The organism is Microbacterium sp. NPDC089320, assembly GCF_040684875.1.
Taxonomy (GTDB): Bacteria; Actinomycetota; Actinomycetes; order Actinomycetales; family Microbacteriaceae; genus Microbacterium.
Genome location: NZ_JBFBGY010000005.1, coordinates 270,285 through 286,948, shown reverse-complemented (window position 1 = coordinate 286,948; position 16,664 = coordinate 270,285). Strand labels below are relative to the sequence as shown.

Below are 16,664 nucleotides of genomic sequence, written 5' to 3'. Positions count from 1 at the left end.
CGACACAGTGCGGGGAGGTGGCGGATGCCACCTCCCCGCCGTCTGTGCGGGTGGCCTCCGGGGCCGATCCGCCACGAGAGAGAAGAATGACTGCATGTCCGATCCCCTGAAGACCGACACTCCGACCCTGTGGCAGCGTCTGCTGCGCCGCTGGCGACCGGCGCAGGACGAACCGCGGCGCCTCACCGTCGACGATGTCACCGTGGTCGACCGCCCGATGCTGCGCCGAGCCGTCGCCGGCACCGTGGTCGGAAACCTCATGGAGTGGTACGACATCGGCGTCTACGGCTACCTCGCCGTGATCATCGGGCGGGCCTTCCTGCCCGATGCGTCGGCCGGTGCGCAGTCGCTGTTCTCACTCGGGGTCTTCGCCGTGACGTTCGTCGCGCGTCCGCTCGGCGGCATCGTCCTCGGACAGCTCGGCGACCGCCTGGGGCGGCAGCGCGTGCTCGCCTTCACTCTCATCATGATGGCTGCGGCGACGTTCCTCATCGGCGTCCTGCCCGACTTCTCGATCATCGGCGTCTGGGCGCCCATCCTGCTGATCGTCCTCAAGCTCGCGCAGGGTTTCTCGACCGGTGGCGAGTATGCCGGAGCGACCACCTTCATCACCGAGTACGCCCCCGACAAGCGCCGCGGCTTCTACGCCTCGCTGCTCGACCTCGGCTCGTACATGGGCTTCGCGATCGGCGCCGCATTCGTGTCGATCCTTCAGCTCACGCTCTCGCCCGAGGTCATGCAGGGCTTCGCCTGGCGCATCCCCTTCCTCGTCGCCCTGCCGCTCGGACTCATCGCCATCTACTTCCGGCTCAAGATCGAAGACACTCCCGCCTTCCAGGAGGCGCAGGATGCCGCTCAGCGCGCGGCCGACGACGCCAAGCAGGCCGCGGATGCTCCGAAGGGCGTCATCGCACTGATCCGCGCGTACTGGCGGGAACTCCTGACGGCCTTCGTGCTCGTGGCCGCGGCCAACACGGTCGGATACGCCCTCACCTCGTACATGCCCACGTACCTCACCGGCACTCTGGGCTACGACGAGGTGCACGGCACGCTGCTCACCCTTCCGGTTCTCGTGGCGATGGCGCTCTGCATCCCGCTCACCGGCAGGCTCTCCGACCGCATCGGACGCCGGAGGGTGCTGTTCATCGGCTCGATCTCGGCGATCGTGCTGGCCGTGCCGTCGTTCCTGTTCATGATGCACGGCGAGATCTGGTCGACCCTGCTCGGTCTCGTGCTGCTGGCGTTCCCGGTGACGTTCTACGTCGCGAACCTCGCCTCGTCGCTGCCCGCGCTGTTCCCGACCTCGTCGCGCTACGGCGGCATGGGCATCTCCTACAACCTCGCCGTCGCGCTGTTCGCGGGCACGGCTCCCGTGGTGATGGAGGCGCTCGTGCAGATGACCGGCTCGTCGCTCGCACCGGCGTTCTATGTGATCGGCACCTCGATCGCCGGCTTCATCGCGGTGGTCGTGCTCAAGGAATCGGCGCGGCGGCCGTTGCCGGGGGCGATGCCCAGCGTGCAGACCCACGAGGAGGCCGTCGAGCTGGTCGAGACGCAGGAGGAGAACCCCGACCTCGACCTCGACGAGCTCTTCCCCGAGCGCCTCGAGGGCGACGCGCAGCCCGAGAGGGCCTGAGCCGCGTATCCGGGCGCCCGCAGGTCGGGTGCCCGGCAGATTGCGGACTCGCTCGAGTGGTCGCCCACCCCGGCGGCTACTCGGCGGGGGGCTCGGACTCCTCGTGCGAGCGGATGACGTCGCGCAGCTCCTGGTCGAGGTCCGATGCCTCTTCGATGGCCGAGGTCATGCCGGCGAGGAATCGCGTCACGACGGCGCGCTCGCGATCGCTCATCTCGTCGACGAGCGACAGCATCCGCCGGTGCATCGCACCGAGGGTCTCGCGCACCTCGTCATCGCTGCTGACGGTGGGGACGACGACTCCGGCGCGGCGATCGGTCGGGTGCGGCTCGCGCTTCGCATGCCCGCCCTTCTCGAGACGGTCGATGAGGGTCGTCGTCGACGCTGTCGAGATGTCGAGCATGCGGGCGATGTCGATCGGGCGCACGATCCGGCCGGCCCTCTGCTCACGCAGCAGGAAGCGCAGCGCCACGAGGTCGGTCTCATTCATGCCCATCGATGCCCGGGTGCGGGCGCGCATGGCGGTCTCGGCCGAGCGGTAGCGGCGCAGCATGTTGAGCACGTCGACCGTGCTGGCACTGTCGGAGTCGGGGTACCAGTAGCCCGACCGGCCGAACTCCTCAGAGCGCTCCATCACGCCACCTCGCCGTCATCGCTCAGGGCTTCCTCGTTCTCTCCACGCTCGCGCGCGAGCATCTCGATCGCGCCGGCCTCGACCTCGGCGGGGACGATCCGCAGCAGCCCGCCGGTGATGGCGTCGTGCTCGGCGGTCACGATCTGGTCGAGCCGCCAGGCGGGAACCGACGGGAACCGCGCTCGCAGGCGATCGAGCATGTCGGAGTACATGATGTACCCCGCATCCTCGAGTGTGAATCGCTCGACCATGACGTCCCCTTTTTGCCGCTACTATCTTCGCATCCGATGAGAGTGCCTGGTGGCATTGGAATTCGCTAGGCAACCTCGTTACCTGTCTTTCAAGTATCATGGACTGGTCAGGGGGTGACACATGGCAAGCAGAACCGACACCAGAACCACATCGATCGATCTCGTCGCTCGAGTCGAGGAATTCCGTCGTGCCGAGGCGCAACTCGGCCGACGTCTCGCGGCGCTCCGTGCACCCAACGACACCGATCGTGAGGCCGTGAGGTACATCGCGGAGGCGCCCGCGGACGCCCCCGCGACGCCCGGCGGACTTGCCGCGCACCTGAACGTGAGCACGGCCGCGGTCACGAGTCTCCTGCGCCGGCTGCAGGAGCGCGGTCAGATCGTCGTGGCCCCGCATCCGGCCGACGCGCGCTCGAAGGTGCTGCGTCCGTCGCTCCGCGATCTGAACTCGCCCGCCGACGAACTGACCCAGCGAATCGCAGAGCTCGCGGAGGAGTTCACTCCCGAGCAGACGGCCGCGATCTCGCGGTTCCTGCACCGCCTGACGGAAGAGATCGGCGACCTTCCCTGATCGCCGAGTAGGATTTAGCTAGGTAATCTAGTAATCTATTTCTCAAGCAGTTCGAGCGCGAGGGAGAGAGAGCATGGGTTACCTGACCTACGGGAACACGACCGCACCGATCCGGGTCGACGACGAGCTGCTGACACACTTGCGGCTGGTGATCGTGACCAAGCTGCGGCGCAACGAGTCCTTCCCCCTCACCCTGTCGCTCGGCGACGGTGCCGTCGAGACGCTCTGGGTGCACGCCTCCATTCCGCTGAGGTTCGTGATGGACGAGGAGGCGATCATCGACCGCTCACTGGTGGTCGCGATGATGAACGCGGCGAACTCGACCGGCGGCCTCGACCTCACCCGAGGCGAGTTCGCCCCCGCGCTCGCGGGATCCCGTGTGCTGCACGCGATGAGTGCGTGAGTCATGTCTGCACGCATCAGGAATGCCGCCAAGGCGGCGACGAGCGCACGGATGCGAGGGGCCGCACGACCGCGAGGGCTCTGGGTCGAGGTCGAGCCCGGCTTTCACGTCGGCAATGATCGGCGCCAGTTCCTCGGATCGATCACGGGAACTCCGCGCGAGGGCTTCATGGCCTTCGGAGCGCAATCCGACTTCCTCGGTGAGTTCACCGATCTCGACGCCGCCAAGGCCGCGGTGGTCGCCGCGTCGATGATCGGCGACGAGACCTCGAGGGTCGAACCGCTGCTCAGCTGAGGCTGCGAGCGCTTCTCCTCATCGGCGGACACGCGGGTCGAGGGTGATTTTCGACCGCGCCCTGTGGCGTGTACCGTCGTTGCTATGACTTCGATCGAATCGATTCGACGCCCTGCTGTCGACCAGGCGTCACGGCGAGCGCGCATCGCGGTCTCGGCGCTCTTCCTCACGAACGGCGCGCTGTTCGCCAACATCCTGCCGCGCTACCCCGAGATCAAAGCCGCCCTGGGACTCGACAACGCCGGCTACGGCCTCGCGATCGCCGCATTCCCCGCCGGCGCGATCGCCGCGGGACTCCTCGCAGCAGTGCTGATCCGTCGATTCGGCTCGGCGCGCATCGCCGTGTTCGGCACGATCGCCACCGGGCTCGGGCTGCTCGCCGCCGCCCTCGCGCCCTCCGGCATCCTGTTCGCCGTCGCGCTGCTGCTCGGCGGAGCATCCGACGCGATCACCGACGTCGCGCAGAACGCGCACGGCCTGCGCGTGCAGCGGCGGTACGGCCGCTCGATCATCAACTCCTTCCATGCGATCTGGTCGATCGGCGCCGTTCTCGGTGGGGGCATGGCTGCGGCCGCGATCGCACTGCGGCTTCCCCTCGGTGTGCATCTGGGAATCTCGACCGCCGTGTTCGCCGCGGTGGCGCTGACGGCGCTCTGGTTCTGTCTGCCCGGTCGCGACGAGGAGGAGGATGCCGAGGCGACGGCCGAGCCGATCGAGCTGCGAGCGGCCGTGCGCCGTGCGGTCGGTCCTCGCACCGTGATGATCATCATCGCCCTCACGCTCATCGCGATGGCGGGTGCCGTGGCCGAAGACGCTGGCAACTCGTGGGCGACCCTCTATCTCAGCGAATCCCTCGGCGCCGCGGCCGCCGTCGCTCCGCTCGGGTTCATCGCGCTCGTCGGAGCGCAGTTCATCGGGCGGATGCTGGGCGACGGCATGACCGACCGGTTCGGGCAGCGAGCGGTCGCCCGCGTCGGGGGACTGATCGCCGCCGCCGGTATGACGCTCGCGCTCGTCTTCCCGAGCGTGCCGGGAACCATCGCCGGATTTGCCGCCGTCGGCTTCGGCATCGCGACGCTCATCCCGGCGGCCATGCATGCGGCCGACGAGCTGCCGGGCCTGAGGCCGGGAGTCGGACTCACGGTCGTGTCGTGGCTGCTGCGGCTCGGCTTTCTGCTCTCGCCGCCGTTCGTCGGGTTCATCGCCGACACCCAGAGTCTGCGCGCCGGGTTGATCGTCGCCCCGGCCGCGGCGCTGGTGGCCGTGCTGCTCGCCGGCGTGCTCGAGAAGCGCACGACTCGGGAGTAGGTCTCGGGGCGGTGGTGTCGTCTCGTTCCCTGCCGGCTCCCGTGCAGAATGCAGGACCGAGGCACGGATGCAGGGTCATTCGGGTGGTTGTGGCCCTGCGTCCGTGCTTTCGTCCTGCATTCGGACTGAAAGGTGAGGTAACTGTGACCGAGGATGGAACCGCCGTCTGGTGGCGATCGAGAAGATCGCGGAAGGCCTTTAGAGTGGTGCGGAGGGGCTCTCCGCGTCGGTCCCGGGCCTTTTGACCGTATACGTATTCAATACGGGAAGTTTCCGCGAATATAGGCTTCCCTAAGTGCGTTGCATACGTATACCATCAGCGTCATGGGACATATCAAGCATCGGGCACTGCCGGTACTCGCCCTCGCAGCCGTGGGCATGGTCGCCCTCTCCAGCTGCGGCGCCGGGACCCGCACCGACAACGCGAACTCGACAACGGTGTCGTGTGACTACACGGCTCCGGAGGGCAAGACCACGGTCAACGTCCTCGCCTACAACTCCTCGGCGATCGACCCGTTCACCGACACCATGGTGTCGAGCTGTTCGAACGACGACGTGACGCTGAAGCACGACCCGATCGACTTCGGGGGGCAGGTGACCAAGACCACCGCGACGCTCGCCGGCGACTCGGGCACCTACGACATCCTCGAGACCTACGGATTCGTCATCCCCGGTTTCGCAGAAGAGGAGAAGCTCGTTCCGCTGAACGACCTGTGGGATAAGTATGCCGACGACTACGGTCTCGGTGAGATCAGCGAGTCGATGGTCGAGGGCATGTCGTACGACGGCGAGATCTACGCCATCCCGATGCAGGCGCAGATGTTCGTCATGGCATACCGCACGGATGTCTTCGACGACCTGGGGCTCGAGGTGCCGACCACCTTCGACGAGATGATCTCGGCCGCCGAGGCGATCCAGGCCGAAGGGCTCATGGACTACCCGATCGCACTGCCGTGGCTCGCGACGAGCGATGTCTCGACGGGTTTCCAGGCCGCGATGAACTCGCTCGGCGCCGACTTCGTGAACGCCGACGGCGATGTGACGCTCGACGGCCCCGAGGCCAAACAGGCCGTCGAGGCGATGCTCGCGCTCAAGCCGTACATGGATCCGCAGGTCACGACCTTCGACCAGCCCAAGGTGCAGCAGCAGATGTTCAACGGCACCGCGGCCATGTCGATCATGTTCTCGGGCCGGATGATCGACCTGACGCTGCCGGAGAACTCCAAGCTCTCCGACTCGTTCGGCTTCGCGGGGGCGCCCAAGGTCACGGCTGACGCCGACTACTCCTACAACCGCCTGTCGATCGACGGCTGGTCGATCCCGTTCAACACCAAGCTCGACCACGACATGCTCTTCCAGATGATGGCCTCAGCGGTCAGCGAAGACGCGTCAACGGCATCCGTGCCGGCCGCATACCCGGCTCGTGAGGGAATGGTCACCGAAGATAACTCGCCGTACGGCGCCGCCGCCAACGACTCGATCGCCTCGGCGATGCCGCCGATCGTGTCGCCGGTGCTGGCCGACCTGACTAACGAGATCCGTCCGATCCTCGTCGAGATCCTCAACGGCAACGTCTCCGTCGACGACGGGCTGGCGCAGATGCAGGCGACCGGCGAGTCGTTCGTCGGCTGATCCAGGACCGCCGGTCCGCGGCTGTGGCCTGAGCGCGAGTTCAGGCCACAGCTCGTCCAAGGGAGGACGCTTATGAAGACACGCGAGTTCTGGTTGCTCTTCGCTCCGAGCCTGCTGGTGATGGGAGCGCTCCTCGTGCTGCCGCTGGTACGCACGGTGCAGTGGAGCTTTGAACAGGTCCGCTACGGCTCGCCAGGGTCATTCGTCGGGCTCGACAACTTCGTCTACGCGTTGACCGATCCGCGCTTCCACCGGGCGGTCGCCTTCACCGTGATCGTCACGGTCATCACGACCGTGATCCTGCTCGTGTTCGGGTACATCATCGCGACAGGCGTCAACAGGATCACAACGTCCCGTCCGCTGGTGCTCGGCATCCTGCTCGTCTCCTATGTGCTGCCGAACCTCGTCGGAGCCGTCGCGTTCTCGTGGCTCTTCGACGACAGCTTCGGCGGGGTCGTCAACCGGTTCATCGGGTTGATGGGCGGCACGCAAGTGCTCTGGTTCACCGACCAGGTGCCGAACGCGATCCTGGTTATCGCGAACACCGTCTGGTCGATGCTGCCGTTCGCGATGCTCATCATCCTGGCCGGCTTGCAGGGCGTGCCGAACGAGCTGAAGGAGGCCGCGAAGATCGACGGCGCGAGCGCCTTCCAGACCCACATCAGCGTGATCATCCCGACCATCCGCGGGGTGCTCGGGTTCGTGACGCTGATCACGATCATGGACGTCCTGAGGATGTTCGACAACCTGATCCCCCTGTCGCCGCAGGCGCAGTCGATCGGCAACGAGTCGATCATGCTCTACGTCTATTCGGTCGCCTTCGCCGACGGCGCACAGAACCTCGGCCTCGGCAGCGCGATCAACGTGCTCACCATCGTCCTGATCCTCATCATGCTGATCCCGTTCATCCGGGGCATCTTCAAGGAAGCGAAGGCAGAACGATGAGCCTCACCACCTCCGAGCTCTCCGATTCCCAACTCTCGACCCGGGCCATCATCACCGACGGCGCATCGAAGCGCCGGCGTCGCGGTCCGAACCGCCCGCCGGTCGTCACCGGGCTGCTGCTCGGCATCCTCTGCATCGTGATGCTCAGCCCGTTCATCTGGATGGCGCTGTCGGTCACGAAGCCCACCGACGTCGCGTTCGCGAACCCGCCGGTGCTCTGGGACTACGAGCCCACGCTGCAGGCCTTCGTCAACCTCTGGGAGACGACCTACTTCGCGGACTACCTCATCAACACCCTGGTGGTCGCAGTCGTCTCGACCGTGCTCGCGCTCGTCATCGGCATTCCAGCGGCCTACGCTCTCTCGCGGTTCCCGAGCTACGTCTCGGCTCTGCTGCTGGTGCTCGCCCTGATCTTCCGCGCGCTGCCGCGCTTCTCGGTGGTGCTGCCGATGTACGACATCAGTCGGGCACTCGGCATCTACGACACCACGTTCGCGCTGGCGATCGCCCTCGTCGCGATCAATCAGCCGTTCACGATCTGGCTGCTGCGCAACTTCTTCGCCGAGATCCCCCGGGAACTCGATGAGGCCGCGATGATCGACGGCTGCACCCGGATCGGGATGCTGCGCCGGGTCATGATCCCACTGATGGGGCCGGGCATCCTGACCGCCGGCATCTTCGTCTTCCTGTTCGCGTTCCAGGAGTACCTCACGGCGCTCGTGCTCACCGACACCTCGTCGAAGACGGTGCCGGTGTTCATCGCCACCCAGCTCGGACAGACCCTGCCGATGCTGCAACAGGCGGGGGCCGCATCCATGCTGCTCACGATCCCGGTTTTCGTGATCGCGTTCATTGCACAGAAGTATCTCGTCGCGGGCCTCAGCGACGGTGCCGTGAAGGGCTGACATGTCTGTCGCGGCGCCGCCGCTCGTGCTGCTCGCGGGCATGAACTGCACGACCGACCTGTGGGCGGATGCCGGCTTCGACTCGTCGGAGGGTGGTGGGGTGATTCGGCCGGTGCTGGATCGCCCCACCGTCTCGTATCAGGTCGCGGCGCTGCTCGGTGACCTTCCCGACACGTTCGTGCTCGTCGGTCATTCGCTGGGCGGCATCGTGGGCATGGCCCTCGCGCTCGCCGCACCGCAGCGCGTGGCGGGGCTCGTGCTCGTCTCGACGAACGCCAAAGCGCCGACCGAGCCGCAGCGGTCGGGGTGGCGGGAGTGGCTTTCGAGACTTGATGCCGGTGCGGATGCGCGTGCGCTGCAGCAGAGCATCCTCTCGCCGCTGCTCGGGGCCGAGCTCGTCGCGGACCGACCCGACCTGGTCGAGCGGACGCTGCGGATGGGATCCGACACCGGTGACGCGCTGCTTCGGACTCAGCTCGAGATGCAGCTCACTCGCGTCGACCTGCTCGCCCGGCTCGGGGCGATCGCTGCGCCGACGCTCGTGGTGTCGGGGCTCGACGATGCCATCTGCCCGCCGCACTTCCATACCGAGATCGTGTCTGCGATGCCCGACGCCCGACTGGTGACTCTGGATGCCGGTCATCTGCTGCCACTCGAGCGGCCGCGTGAATTCGGGCGTCTCGTCCGGTCGTGGATGTCGCAGCAGCGACTGGCTCGAGTCGTCTCCTGACCGCGGGTGTCTGCGGGGTTCGGTCGGCTACTCCGGGTGCCTCTCGGGGAGGAGAACCACCTCTGGGGAGGAGAGAATCCGTGAATCGCTCCTCCTCAGGCGCAGTTCTCCTCCTAATGGGTGCGGGGATGCCGACGCACGGATGCCGACGGATCGCGATCAGCGCTCGGGCGACGCCAGTCCGCGCAGATGTGCCATGAGTGACGAGGCGAGGTTGTAGACGACGAGGTCGGCTCCGTCGGTGAAGGCCGCGCTCGCGGCATCCCTCGTTCCGACGATGTCCATGCGCAGTGAGCCGGCGCGCGCGAGAGCCGAATGCACGGAGGCGATCGCGTCGGGCAGGGCCGGATCGGCGTAAGAAGAGGATGCCGCCAGGTCGGCGGGCCCCACCATGATGCCGTCGAGCCGCGTCGTCGACACGATCTCATCGACGTGTGCGACTCCGCGCGGCGACTCGATCATCCCCAGCACGAGCGTGTTCTCGAGCCACCACTCGCGGTGGTCGTCCGGTGCCACGAGACCGAACCGCCCGGCGCGGCTGTACGTCGCGAAACCGCGGTTGCCGACGGGCGGATACATCGCCGCGTCGACCAGCGCCGCCGCATCCTCCGCGGTGCCGAGGTGTGGGGCGAGGAGCCCCTCGGCACCCTGGTCGAGCACCCGAAGGATCTGACCGCGGTCGCTTTCGCCGACCCGCACGATTGCCGGCACGCCGTGCACTTGGGCCAGCGCGATGTGCTGTCGCAGTGCGACCAGGTCGGCCGGGCCGTGCTCGCAGTCGATCAGCACGAAATCGAACTCCGCGATCGCGAGCATCTCGACGAGCTCTTCCGACGGCATGCGCAGCAGTGCTCCGATCAGCTTCTCGCCCGCGAGCGCGCGAGCACGCAGGGAGGGCATCAGGCAACCATTCCTGCTGAGAGGTCGATGTCGGCTCCGCACATGCCGGGCATCCCCAGCATCGCAATGACCGCGGCGCCGACCTCCTGCTCGGTCACCATGCGACCCAGCGCCGCACGAGACACGAACGCCTGCTCGGCGTCGTCGATGCTCGTGCCCGATCGCTCCGCCTCGAGGCGGAAGTTGCGCTCCATGCGCGGCCCCTGCACTGGTCCAGGCGACAACGAGTTCACCCGGACGCCTGCCGGCCCGACCTCGAACGCGAGCGTTGAGGTGAGTCCGATGACGGCCATCTTCGACGCGCAGTACGGGGTGCGATGCGCGAGCGGACGTTTGCCCGAGACGGATGCCACGTTGATGACGTCGCCGTCACCGCGCTCGACCATACCGGGGAGCAGAGCCTTGCACAGCAGGAATGTGCCCCGGACGTTCACGGCGAACACCTCGTCCCAGTCGTCGACCTCGATGTCGGTGAGGGCTGCGACCGGGCCGGGGATGCCGGCGTTGTTCACCAGGATCGACACCTCGGTGCCGGCGAGCTGCTCACGCAGCGCATCGACGGATGCCGCGTCGGCCACGTCGCACGTGAGAGCACGGGCCCGGGAACCGAGCTCGTCGACGACGCGGCTGAGCTTCTCGGCATCCCTCCCGACCACGATCACCTGCGCACCGGCGGCGTGCAGCACCCGGGCGATGGCCGCCCCGAGTCCGCTGCCGCCGCCGGTGACCACCGCGGTGCGACCGGTGAGGTCGGTCATCGTGACTCCGCGCCGACCGCCGCGTGGCTTTCGTCGATCCAGGCGAACTCGGTGCCCGCATGCCGCCAGGCGCGGGCATCACCCGAACGGGCGTGGCCCTCGAACAGCTCGACACGGGCAGCGCGACCGCACACGGCGCCGAGCTCGGCCGACGAATCGGTGTTCTGGATCTCCTGGTACGTCACGGTGCGCAGGTACTTGCCCACCCAGAGTCCGCCGGTGTACCTCGCGGCACCGAGCGTCGGCAGCACGTGGTTGGTGCCGATCACCTTGTCGCCGTACGAGACGCAGGTGTTCTCGCCGAGGAACAGGGCGCCGTAGTCGTGCATCCGCGTCAGGGCCTCACGCGGGTTCTGCGTGAAGATCTGCACGTGCTCGAAGGCGAAGTCGTCGGCGATCCGGTAGGCCTCGTCGAGGTCGTCGGCGACGATCACCTGGCCCCAGTCGCGCCAGGCCGGCCCGGCGTAGTCGCGCGTGGGCATGCCGGGGAGGATCTTCTCGATCCAGTCGATGACCTCCTCGGCCAGCGACTGCGAGGTCGTGACGAGGACTGCGGGGGAGTCGGGGCCGTGCTCGGCCTGGGAGAGCAGGTCGACGGCGGTGAAGAAGGGGTCGGCGTGCTCGTCGGCGACGATGAGGATCTCGGTCGGGCCGGCGAAGAGGTCGATGCCGACCTCGCCGAACAGCTGGCGCTTGGCCTCCGCAACGTAGGCGTTGCCCGGGCCGGCGATCATGTTGACCGGTTCGATCGAGTCTGTTCCCACCGCCATCGCGGCGACGGCCTGCACTCCGCCGAGGATGTAGATCTCGTCGGCGCCGGCCATCTTCATCGCGGCCACGGTCGCGGCGGGGATCTCGCCGCGGATGGGCGGAGTGCACGCGATGACGCGGGGGACCCCTGCGACCTTGGCGGTGATGATCGTCATGTGGGCCGAGGCCGTCAGCGGATACTTCCCTCCCGGGATGTACGCGCCGGCCGCCTGAACCGGCACATGCTTCTGTCCGAGGAACACTCCGGGCAACGTCTCGACCTCGATGTCGACGAGCGAGTCGCGCTGCGCCTGAGCGAAGCGGCGCACCTGGCTCTGCACGAACTCGATGTCGGCGATCACCTGGGCGTCGAGCGTGCCGATGATCTCGGTGATCTCGTCATCGGAGAGTCGATACGAGTCGCGACTCCAGTTGTCGAACTGCTCGGCGCACCGCCGCACGGCCACGTCGCCGTTCTCGCGGATGTCGCCGATGATTCCCCTCACCCGCTCGGCGACGTCCTGCTGAGCGGTGTCCGCGAACGTCTTCGTCGGCGCGGTCTTGAGATGCAGGGGCATGGCCCTTCCTTCCGTTGCATACGTATGTGCCGATTATGACCGCGTATGCATTGTGAGGTCAAGAGCGATAGAATCCGGAGGATAGAGGGGGAGGCGGCACATGGTCGTGACCAGCCGAGACGTAGCTCGTTTGGCGGGTGTCTCACAGCCCACGGTGTCTCGCGCGCTGCGCGACGACGCACGGGTGTCCGAGGCGACGAAGCTCCGTGTCCGCGAGGCCGCCCAGCTTCTGGGATATGTGCCGAGCGAGGCGGGGCGTGCTCTGTCGTCCGGTCGTACGCGGCGCATCGGCCTGCTGCTGACCGACCTCGACAACCAGTTCTACTCGCACATCATCGCGCCGGTGCACCGGGAGCTGGAGACTCTGGGCTATCAGCTGATGCTGCACACGGAGTCGGCCGACAATGACACCATCGTCGAGCGCCTGCTGGCCAACGGCCTCGACGGCGTGATCCTCGCGACCACTACCGTCGAGTCGGTGGCGCCGCTGCGGCTCAAAGACCGCGCCCTGCCTTTCGTCTACTTCAACCGCACCGGCTCGTTCGTCGAGGCGGACGCAACGGTCGTCGACCCGGCGCCGGGATATCGCGAGGCGGTTCGGCGTGCTGTCGAACTCGGGCACGCCAGGGTCGGAGCGGTGCTCGGTCCCAGCAACACCAGTACGGCGCAGAGCCGAGAAGCTGCGCTGCGCGAAGCGCTCGCCGCGCAGGGCGTCGCCCTCGACGAGGGTCTCGTGCGGCGGGTGCCGTACGGTGCGGCCGAGGGCGAGGCGGCTGCCGCCGAGATCCTCGCGGGTGCCGATCGGCCGACCCTGCTGTTCTGCGGCAACGACGTGGTCGCGTACGGCGCACTGAATGCCGCCCATCGTGCCGGGCTGCGGGTGCCGGAAGACCTCTCCGTCGTGGGCTTCGACGATCTTCCCGAGGCGGCCTGGCCGATCATCGACCTGGCCACGATCGGGTACGACATCGCCGGCATGGCCCGCACCGCGGCCGACCTCATCGTGCGGCGCATCGAGGATCCTGCGGCCGAGCTCGAGAATCCGAGGTTCGAATCGGCCTTCAAGCCGCGGCGCACTCTCGCCGAGGCCCGCGCGGCCTGACCTCCACGGCGATGACCACCGTGTGCGCACGATCATCTCTTGCGCAGCTTTGTGCATACGCATACACTGACGAGGACGAAGCCAGCGATCACCGATGAACCGCAGCTTCGCATCTCGAAGGAGTGAAAAGCGTGTCTCTCGACCCGGTTGCCTATCTGCCCTATCAAGACCCCGACGACTTCATCCGTGAGGTCACCGATCTGATCTGGGTCGATCGGTCGATCAGCTTCATCCGCGAAAACTACGAGCCCGACTCGATCGTGCACGGCGCCTACGGCACCTCGACCACGCGCCAGGAGGTCATCGAGGGAACGCTCATGCGCATCTCCGCGACGCCCGATCGCACGGGTCAGGCCGAGGATGTGATCTGGGAAGCGCGCGGCGACGATGCGTTCCTCAGCTCGCACCTCGTGCTCTCGGGGCATCTGCAGACCTCCTCGCACAGCCGCACGATCGCCAACTGCCTCTACCGCAAGGGCCGCATGGTCGAGGAGTGGGTCGTGCGCGACTCGCTCGCCGGCGCGCTCGAAGTGGGCGCCGACCTCGACGAGCTCGCCCGCGCCCAGGCGTTCCGCGGCTACACCGGGTCGTGGACGGAGCCTGCTCCCGCCGATCCGATCGCCAAGGGAGACTCGGGCGTTCGCCCTGACGATTACCGCTCCGAGGTCGAGACCGTGATCGACATGATCCAGACGGTGTGGAACGAGCGCGACCTGCAGAAGGTCGAGAAGTTCTTCCACCGCGACCTCGTGCTGCTGACGGTGGGCAACCGCGTCGTCATCCGCCCTGAGGGATACCGCCGCGCGCTGCTGCGCTTCCTCGAGTCGTTCCCCGCCGGACAGTTCGAGATCCGCGACATCCAGACCAACTACGACGTCCGGTATGCGGGCCTCCGGGTCGCCGTCACCTGGAAGTTCGTCGGCGACTACAACGGTGTCCCGAACTACGGCAGCCTCACCGGCAAGCCCGTCGACGTGATCGGCATCTCGCAGTTCACGTTCCACCAGGGAGCCCTCGTCAAGGAGGTGCGCCTGTGGGACGACATCGCCCTGCGCGCCCAGATCGCCGGCACCCGCGGCGACGAGCCAGCGGCCTTCAGCAACATCTACTGATCAGCGACTGATCGACTAGGAGAAGAAGAAATGAGCAACGCCATCGTCGACCAGGTCGACGTCATCGTCGATGCAGACGAGATCGCCCGCCGCACCATCCGTCGCTCCGACTGGGTGCCGTGCAACTCGGCATTCATCGACTGCCGCACCCCGGGCTCCGATCGCAAGGAGAACTACTCCTTCATTGGGGCGGGTGTCTCGCAGAACGCGAGCCAGTATGTGAACCTCGAGGTGAACCACGGCTTTAACACCGGTGCTGCCGGCATGCCGAACGGCATCTCGAACAACCTGCACCTGCACTTCACGGCAGAGGTGTTCATCAACCTCGGCGGCGAGTTCCGCCTCCGCTGGGGCGTCGACGGCAAGCAGGGCGAGTACATCAGCCATGACGGCGACATCGTCACGATCCCCACGTGGATCTTCCGCGGCTTCACCAACGAAGGTCCGGATGACGGCATCCTCTACACGGTGCTCGGTCGCGACGACAACGGCGGCATCATCTGGGGCCCGTCGGTCCTGCGCGAGGCTGAGTCGTACGGACTGCACCTCACCGCTGACAACAAGCTCATCGACACCGTCGCGGGCGATGTGCTGCCCGACGACGTGCCGCTGATCACACCGATGAAGCAGCACTACATCGACGAGCTCACGACGTACACGGTCGAGGACATGCGTTCGCGGGTCATCCAGCCCGGCGACCGCACCTACTCGTCGGCTGCGCTGCTCTGCGCGGCGGTCGACGGAGGCCGCGTCGAGCTCGCCACCGCCATCGGCTACGGCATGAGCGAGAACCGTCGCCAGGTGCCGAACGTCACCGAGCCGCACTCGTTCAACCTCGCGTGGGTGCGTGCAGAGGTGGGTCAGGGAGTGCTGCGCCACCGTCACGACAAGACGCAGGCGCTGCTGTTCAAGACCGGACGCTGGGAGGTCACCCTCAACGGCGACCCGTCGACCGCGGTCACACTCGGCGCCGGTGACACGTTCTCGGTGCCCGAGGGCAGCTGGCGCTCGTACGTCTGCGTCGAGGGAGACGAGACCGGAACAGGGACCGTGCTCGTGATCAACGGCGGCGACGACCGCGTCTACCTCGAGTGGGCTCCCGAGGTCGTCGAGGCCGCAGCGGCCGCCGACTGGACCATCGACCCCAACGGCTACCTGGCTCCACTGGGAGTGATGGTCACCGCCACGGAAGATGACTGAGAACGACGGGGCGCGAGGGGGTTCTGCCCTCCCGCGCCCCGGCGCGTCCGCGAAGCAATCGGATGCCGCGGAGCTGAGAGTCGCGGAGCTGCGAGTCGCGGCGCTGTCGCCCGAGATCGTGATCGGCGACGTCGACGGCAATCTCGACCGCATCCGCTCGGCCGTGTCTGCCGCCGCTCGTCGGCAGACGCAGCTGATCGTGCTGCCCGAGCTCGCGACCAGCGGCTACGTGTTCGCGGATCGCGACGAGGCGCGCAGCGCTGCGCTCACTGCCGACGACCCACGATGGTCATCGCTGCAGGCGGCGATCCCGGCGGATGCCGTCGTCGTGGTCGGGTATGCGGAGAGCGCCGGCGGACAGCTGTTCAACACCGCCGCAGTGCTCACCCGTGACGCCCGACTGGCGGACTATCGCAAGTCGCACCTATGGGGTGCGGAGACGCTCATCTTCGATCGCGGATCGGATGCCGGTCTCGTGCTCGATGCGCCGTTCGGTCGCCTGGGTGTGGCGCTCTGCTACGACAACGAGTTCCCTGAGGTGCCGCGCCGTATCGCGCTCGCCGGCGCCGATGTGCTCGCGCTGCCGGTCAACTGGCCGCTGGTGCCTCGCCCCGAGGGTGAGCACGCTCCCGAGCTGATCCAGGCGATGGCATCGGCGCGGTCGTCGAGACTGCCGGTCGTGATCGCCGACCGGTGGGGATCCGAACGCGGCGTCGACTGGACCGACGGCACCGCGATCATCGACGAGCAGGGCTGGATCGTCGCGTTCCGAACTGTGATGGGGGCGAGCGCGATGCTGTCGCTCGACGCCGTTCGCAGCAAGGCGCTTCCGCCGCACAACGACCTGTTCGCCGACCGTCGGGAAGACCTCTACTGACGCCGACCCCGGGCTCCGAGCTATGCCGGATGCAGGACGAAAGCGCGGATGCAGGACGGGATCGCCGATTTCATCCTG

General features: G+C 67.2%; 18 protein-coding genes. 13 read left to right on the top strand and 5 right to left on the bottom strand.

All coding sequences use genetic code 11. The features are described from left to right. Positions 1–94 precede the first annotated feature (94 nt). Positions 95–1,636, top strand: a complete 1,542-nt coding sequence (locus tag AB0N61_RS15440) for an MFS transporter (protein ID WP_363365229.1) — start codon at positions 95–97, stop codon at positions 1,634–1,636. 76 nt (positions 1,637–1,712) lie between these two features. Here AB0N61_RS15440 and AB0N61_RS15435 read toward each other — a convergent pair whose 3' ends face one another. Together AB0N61_RS15435 and AB0N61_RS15430 are read right to left on the bottom strand one after the other, a co-directional pair. Then, positions 1,713–2,270, bottom strand: a complete 558-nt coding sequence (locus AB0N61_RS15435; RefSeq protein WP_167947620.1) for a MarR family transcriptional regulator — start codon at positions 2,268–2,270, stop codon at positions 1,713–1,715. After that, positions 2,270–2,521, bottom strand: a complete 252-nt coding sequence (locus AB0N61_RS15430) for a hypothetical protein (protein ID WP_167947066.1) — start codon at positions 2,519–2,521, stop codon at positions 2,270–2,272. The genes AB0N61_RS15435 and AB0N61_RS15430 overlap by 1 nt, the downstream gene beginning before the upstream one ends. A 121-nt stretch (positions 2,522–2,642) precedes the next feature. On the opposite strand from AB0N61_RS15430, the gene AB0N61_RS15425 reads away from it, so the two are divergent. The 8 genes from AB0N61_RS15425 to AB0N61_RS15390 all read left to right on the top strand — a co-directional run bounded on the left by AB0N61_RS15425 (position 2,643) and on the right by AB0N61_RS15390 (position 9,309). Next, entirely contained in the window at positions 2,643–3,092 is a 450-nt protein-coding gene (locus tag AB0N61_RS15425) for a MarR family transcriptional regulator (protein WP_363365228.1), read from the top strand. A 73-nt stretch (positions 3,093–3,165) separates the two neighbouring features. Beyond that, complete coding sequence (locus AB0N61_RS15420; protein WP_363365227.1) at positions 3,166–3,495, top strand: hypothetical protein; 330 nt, start codon at positions 3,166–3,168, stop codon at positions 3,493–3,495. A gap of 3 nt (positions 3,496–3,498) precedes the next feature. Further along, a complete protein-coding gene (locus AB0N61_RS15415; protein WP_167947060.1) occupies positions 3,499–3,789 on the top strand; it encodes a hypothetical protein in 291 nt (96 codons plus the stop codon). Positions 3,790–3,873: 84 nt separating this feature from the next. After that, a complete protein-coding gene (locus AB0N61_RS15410) occupies positions 3,874–5,097 on the top strand; it encodes an MFS transporter (protein ID WP_363365226.1) in 1,224 nt (407 codons plus the stop codon). Between the two features lie 324 nt (positions 5,098–5,421). After that, the gene (locus tag AB0N61_RS15405; protein ID WP_363365225.1) at positions 5,422–6,729 is read left to right on the top strand and encodes an extracellular solute-binding protein; all 1,308 of its coding nucleotides are present in this window, start codon (positions 5,422–5,424) and stop codon (positions 6,727–6,729) included. Between the two features lie 72 nt (positions 6,730–6,801). Continuing rightward, positions 6,802–7,674 (top strand): sugar ABC transporter permease, encoded by an 873-nt coding sequence (locus AB0N61_RS15400; RefSeq protein ID WP_363365224.1) that lies wholly within the window; start codon positions 6,802–6,804, stop codon positions 7,672–7,674. Next, the gene (locus AB0N61_RS15395) at positions 7,671–8,579 is read left to right on the top strand and encodes a carbohydrate ABC transporter permease (RefSeq protein WP_167947054.1); all 909 of its coding nucleotides are present in this window, start codon (positions 7,671–7,673) and stop codon (positions 8,577–8,579) included. Before AB0N61_RS15400 ends, AB0N61_RS15395 begins: the two co-directional genes overlap by 4 nt. Before the next feature lies 1 nt (position 8,580). Then, a complete protein-coding gene (locus AB0N61_RS15390; RefSeq protein WP_363365223.1) occupies positions 8,581–9,309 on the top strand; it encodes an alpha/beta fold hydrolase in 729 nt (242 codons plus the stop codon). Positions 9,310–9,468: 159 nt separating this feature from the next. On the opposite strand, the gene AB0N61_RS15385 is transcribed toward AB0N61_RS15390, so the two are convergent. The 3 genes from AB0N61_RS15385 to hisD are packed head-to-tail and all read right to left on the bottom strand — an operon-like array spanning position 9,469 to position 12,295. Then, positions 9,469–10,209, bottom strand: a complete 741-nt coding sequence (locus AB0N61_RS15385) for an aldolase/citrate lyase family protein (protein WP_363365222.1) — start codon at positions 10,207–10,209, stop codon at positions 9,469–9,471. Then, positions 10,209–10,967, bottom strand: a complete 759-nt coding sequence (locus tag AB0N61_RS15380) for an SDR family oxidoreductase (protein WP_363365221.1) — start codon at positions 10,965–10,967, stop codon at positions 10,209–10,211. Before AB0N61_RS15380 ends, AB0N61_RS15385 begins: the two co-directional genes overlap by 1 nt. Next, a complete protein-coding gene (gene hisD / locus AB0N61_RS15375) occupies positions 10,964–12,295 on the bottom strand; it encodes a histidinol dehydrogenase (protein ID WP_363365220.1) in 1,332 nt (443 codons plus the stop codon). The genes AB0N61_RS15380 and hisD overlap by 4 nt, the downstream gene beginning before the upstream one ends. A gap of 100 nt (positions 12,296–12,395) precedes the next feature. Between hisD and AB0N61_RS15370 the strand changes: the two genes are divergently transcribed. The 4 genes from AB0N61_RS15370 (at position 12,396) to AB0N61_RS15355 (ending at position 16,586) form a co-directional block, all read left to right on the top strand. Then, positions 12,396–13,397: a LacI family DNA-binding transcriptional regulator gene (locus AB0N61_RS15370; RefSeq protein ID WP_363365219.1), complete on the top strand. Its 1,002-nt coding sequence runs from the start codon at positions 12,396–12,398 to the stop codon at positions 13,395–13,397. 131 nt (positions 13,398–13,528) lie between these two features. Beyond that, positions 13,529–14,509 (top strand): ester cyclase, encoded by a 981-nt coding sequence (locus AB0N61_RS15365; protein ID WP_363365218.1) that lies wholly within the window; start codon positions 13,529–13,531, stop codon positions 14,507–14,509. Positions 14,510–14,539: 30 nt separating this feature from the next. Continuing rightward, positions 14,540–15,709, top strand: coding sequence for a cupin domain-containing protein (locus AB0N61_RS15360; RefSeq protein ID WP_167947040.1), 1,170 nt, complete (start codon positions 14,540–14,542; stop codon positions 15,707–15,709). Then, on the top strand, positions 15,702–16,586 hold the full coding sequence (locus tag AB0N61_RS15355; RefSeq protein ID WP_363365216.1) for a nitrilase-related carbon-nitrogen hydrolase: 885 nt from the start codon (positions 15,702–15,704) through the stop codon (positions 16,584–16,586). The genes AB0N61_RS15360 and AB0N61_RS15355 overlap by 8 nt, the downstream gene beginning before the upstream one ends. The last annotated feature ends 78 nt before the right edge of the window (positions 16,587–16,664 follow it).

Bases quoted from the DNA above. Each gene is read 5' to 3' on its own strand.
- AB0N61_RS15360 (WP_167947040.1), top strand. From the start codon at position 14,540: ATGAGCAACGCCATCGTCGACCAGGTCGACGTCATCGTCGATGCAGAC.
- AB0N61_RS15370 (WP_363365219.1), top strand. From the start codon at position 12,396: ATGGTCGTGACCAGCCGAGACGTAGCTCGTTTGGCGGGTGTCTCACAG.
- AB0N61_RS15410 (WP_363365226.1), top strand. From the start codon at position 3,874: ATGACTTCGATCGAATCGATTCGACGCCCTGCTGTCGACCAGGCGTCA.
- AB0N61_RS15395 (WP_167947054.1), top strand. From the start codon at position 7,671: ATGAGCCTCACCACCTCCGAGCTCTCCGATTCCCAACTCTCGACCCGG.
- AB0N61_RS15390 (WP_363365223.1), top strand. From the start codon at position 8,581: ATGTCTGTCGCGGCGCCGCCGCTCGTGCTGCTCGCGGGCATGAACTGC.
- AB0N61_RS15420 (WP_363365227.1), top strand. From the start codon at position 3,166: ATGGGTTACCTGACCTACGGGAACACGACCGCACCGATCCGGGTCGAC.
- AB0N61_RS15435 (WP_167947620.1), bottom strand. From the start codon at position 2,270: ATGGAGCGCTCTGAGGAGTTCGGCCGGTCGGGCTACTGGTACCCCGAC.
- AB0N61_RS15355 (WP_363365216.1), top strand. From the start codon at position 15,702: ATGACTGAGAACGACGGGGCGCGAGGGGGTTCTGCCCTCCCGCGCCCC.
- AB0N61_RS15440 (WP_363365229.1), top strand. From the start codon at position 95: ATGTCCGATCCCCTGAAGACCGACACTCCGACCCTGTGGCAGCGTCTG.
- AB0N61_RS15385 (WP_363365222.1), bottom strand. From the start codon at position 10,209: ATGCCCTCCCTGCGTGCTCGCGCGCTCGCGGGCGAGAAGCTGATCGGA.
- AB0N61_RS15430 (WP_167947066.1), bottom strand. From the start codon at position 2,521: ATGGTCGAGCGATTCACACTCGAGGATGCGGGGTACATCATGTACTCC.
- AB0N61_RS15405 (WP_363365225.1), top strand. From the start codon at position 5,422: ATGGGACATATCAAGCATCGGGCACTGCCGGTACTCGCCCTCGCAGCC.
- AB0N61_RS15380 (WP_363365221.1), bottom strand. From the start codon at position 10,967: ATGACCGACCTCACCGGTCGCACCGCGGTGGTCACCGGCGGCGGCAGC.
- AB0N61_RS15415 (WP_167947060.1), top strand. From the start codon at position 3,499: ATGTCTGCACGCATCAGGAATGCCGCCAAGGCGGCGACGAGCGCACGG.
- AB0N61_RS15400 (WP_363365224.1), top strand. From the start codon at position 6,802: ATGAAGACACGCGAGTTCTGGTTGCTCTTCGCTCCGAGCCTGCTGGTG.
- AB0N61_RS15425 (WP_363365228.1), top strand. From the start codon at position 2,643: ATGGCAAGCAGAACCGACACCAGAACCACATCGATCGATCTCGTCGCT.
- hisD (WP_363365220.1), bottom strand. From the start codon at position 12,295: ATGCCCCTGCATCTCAAGACCGCGCCGACGAAGACGTTCGCGGACACC.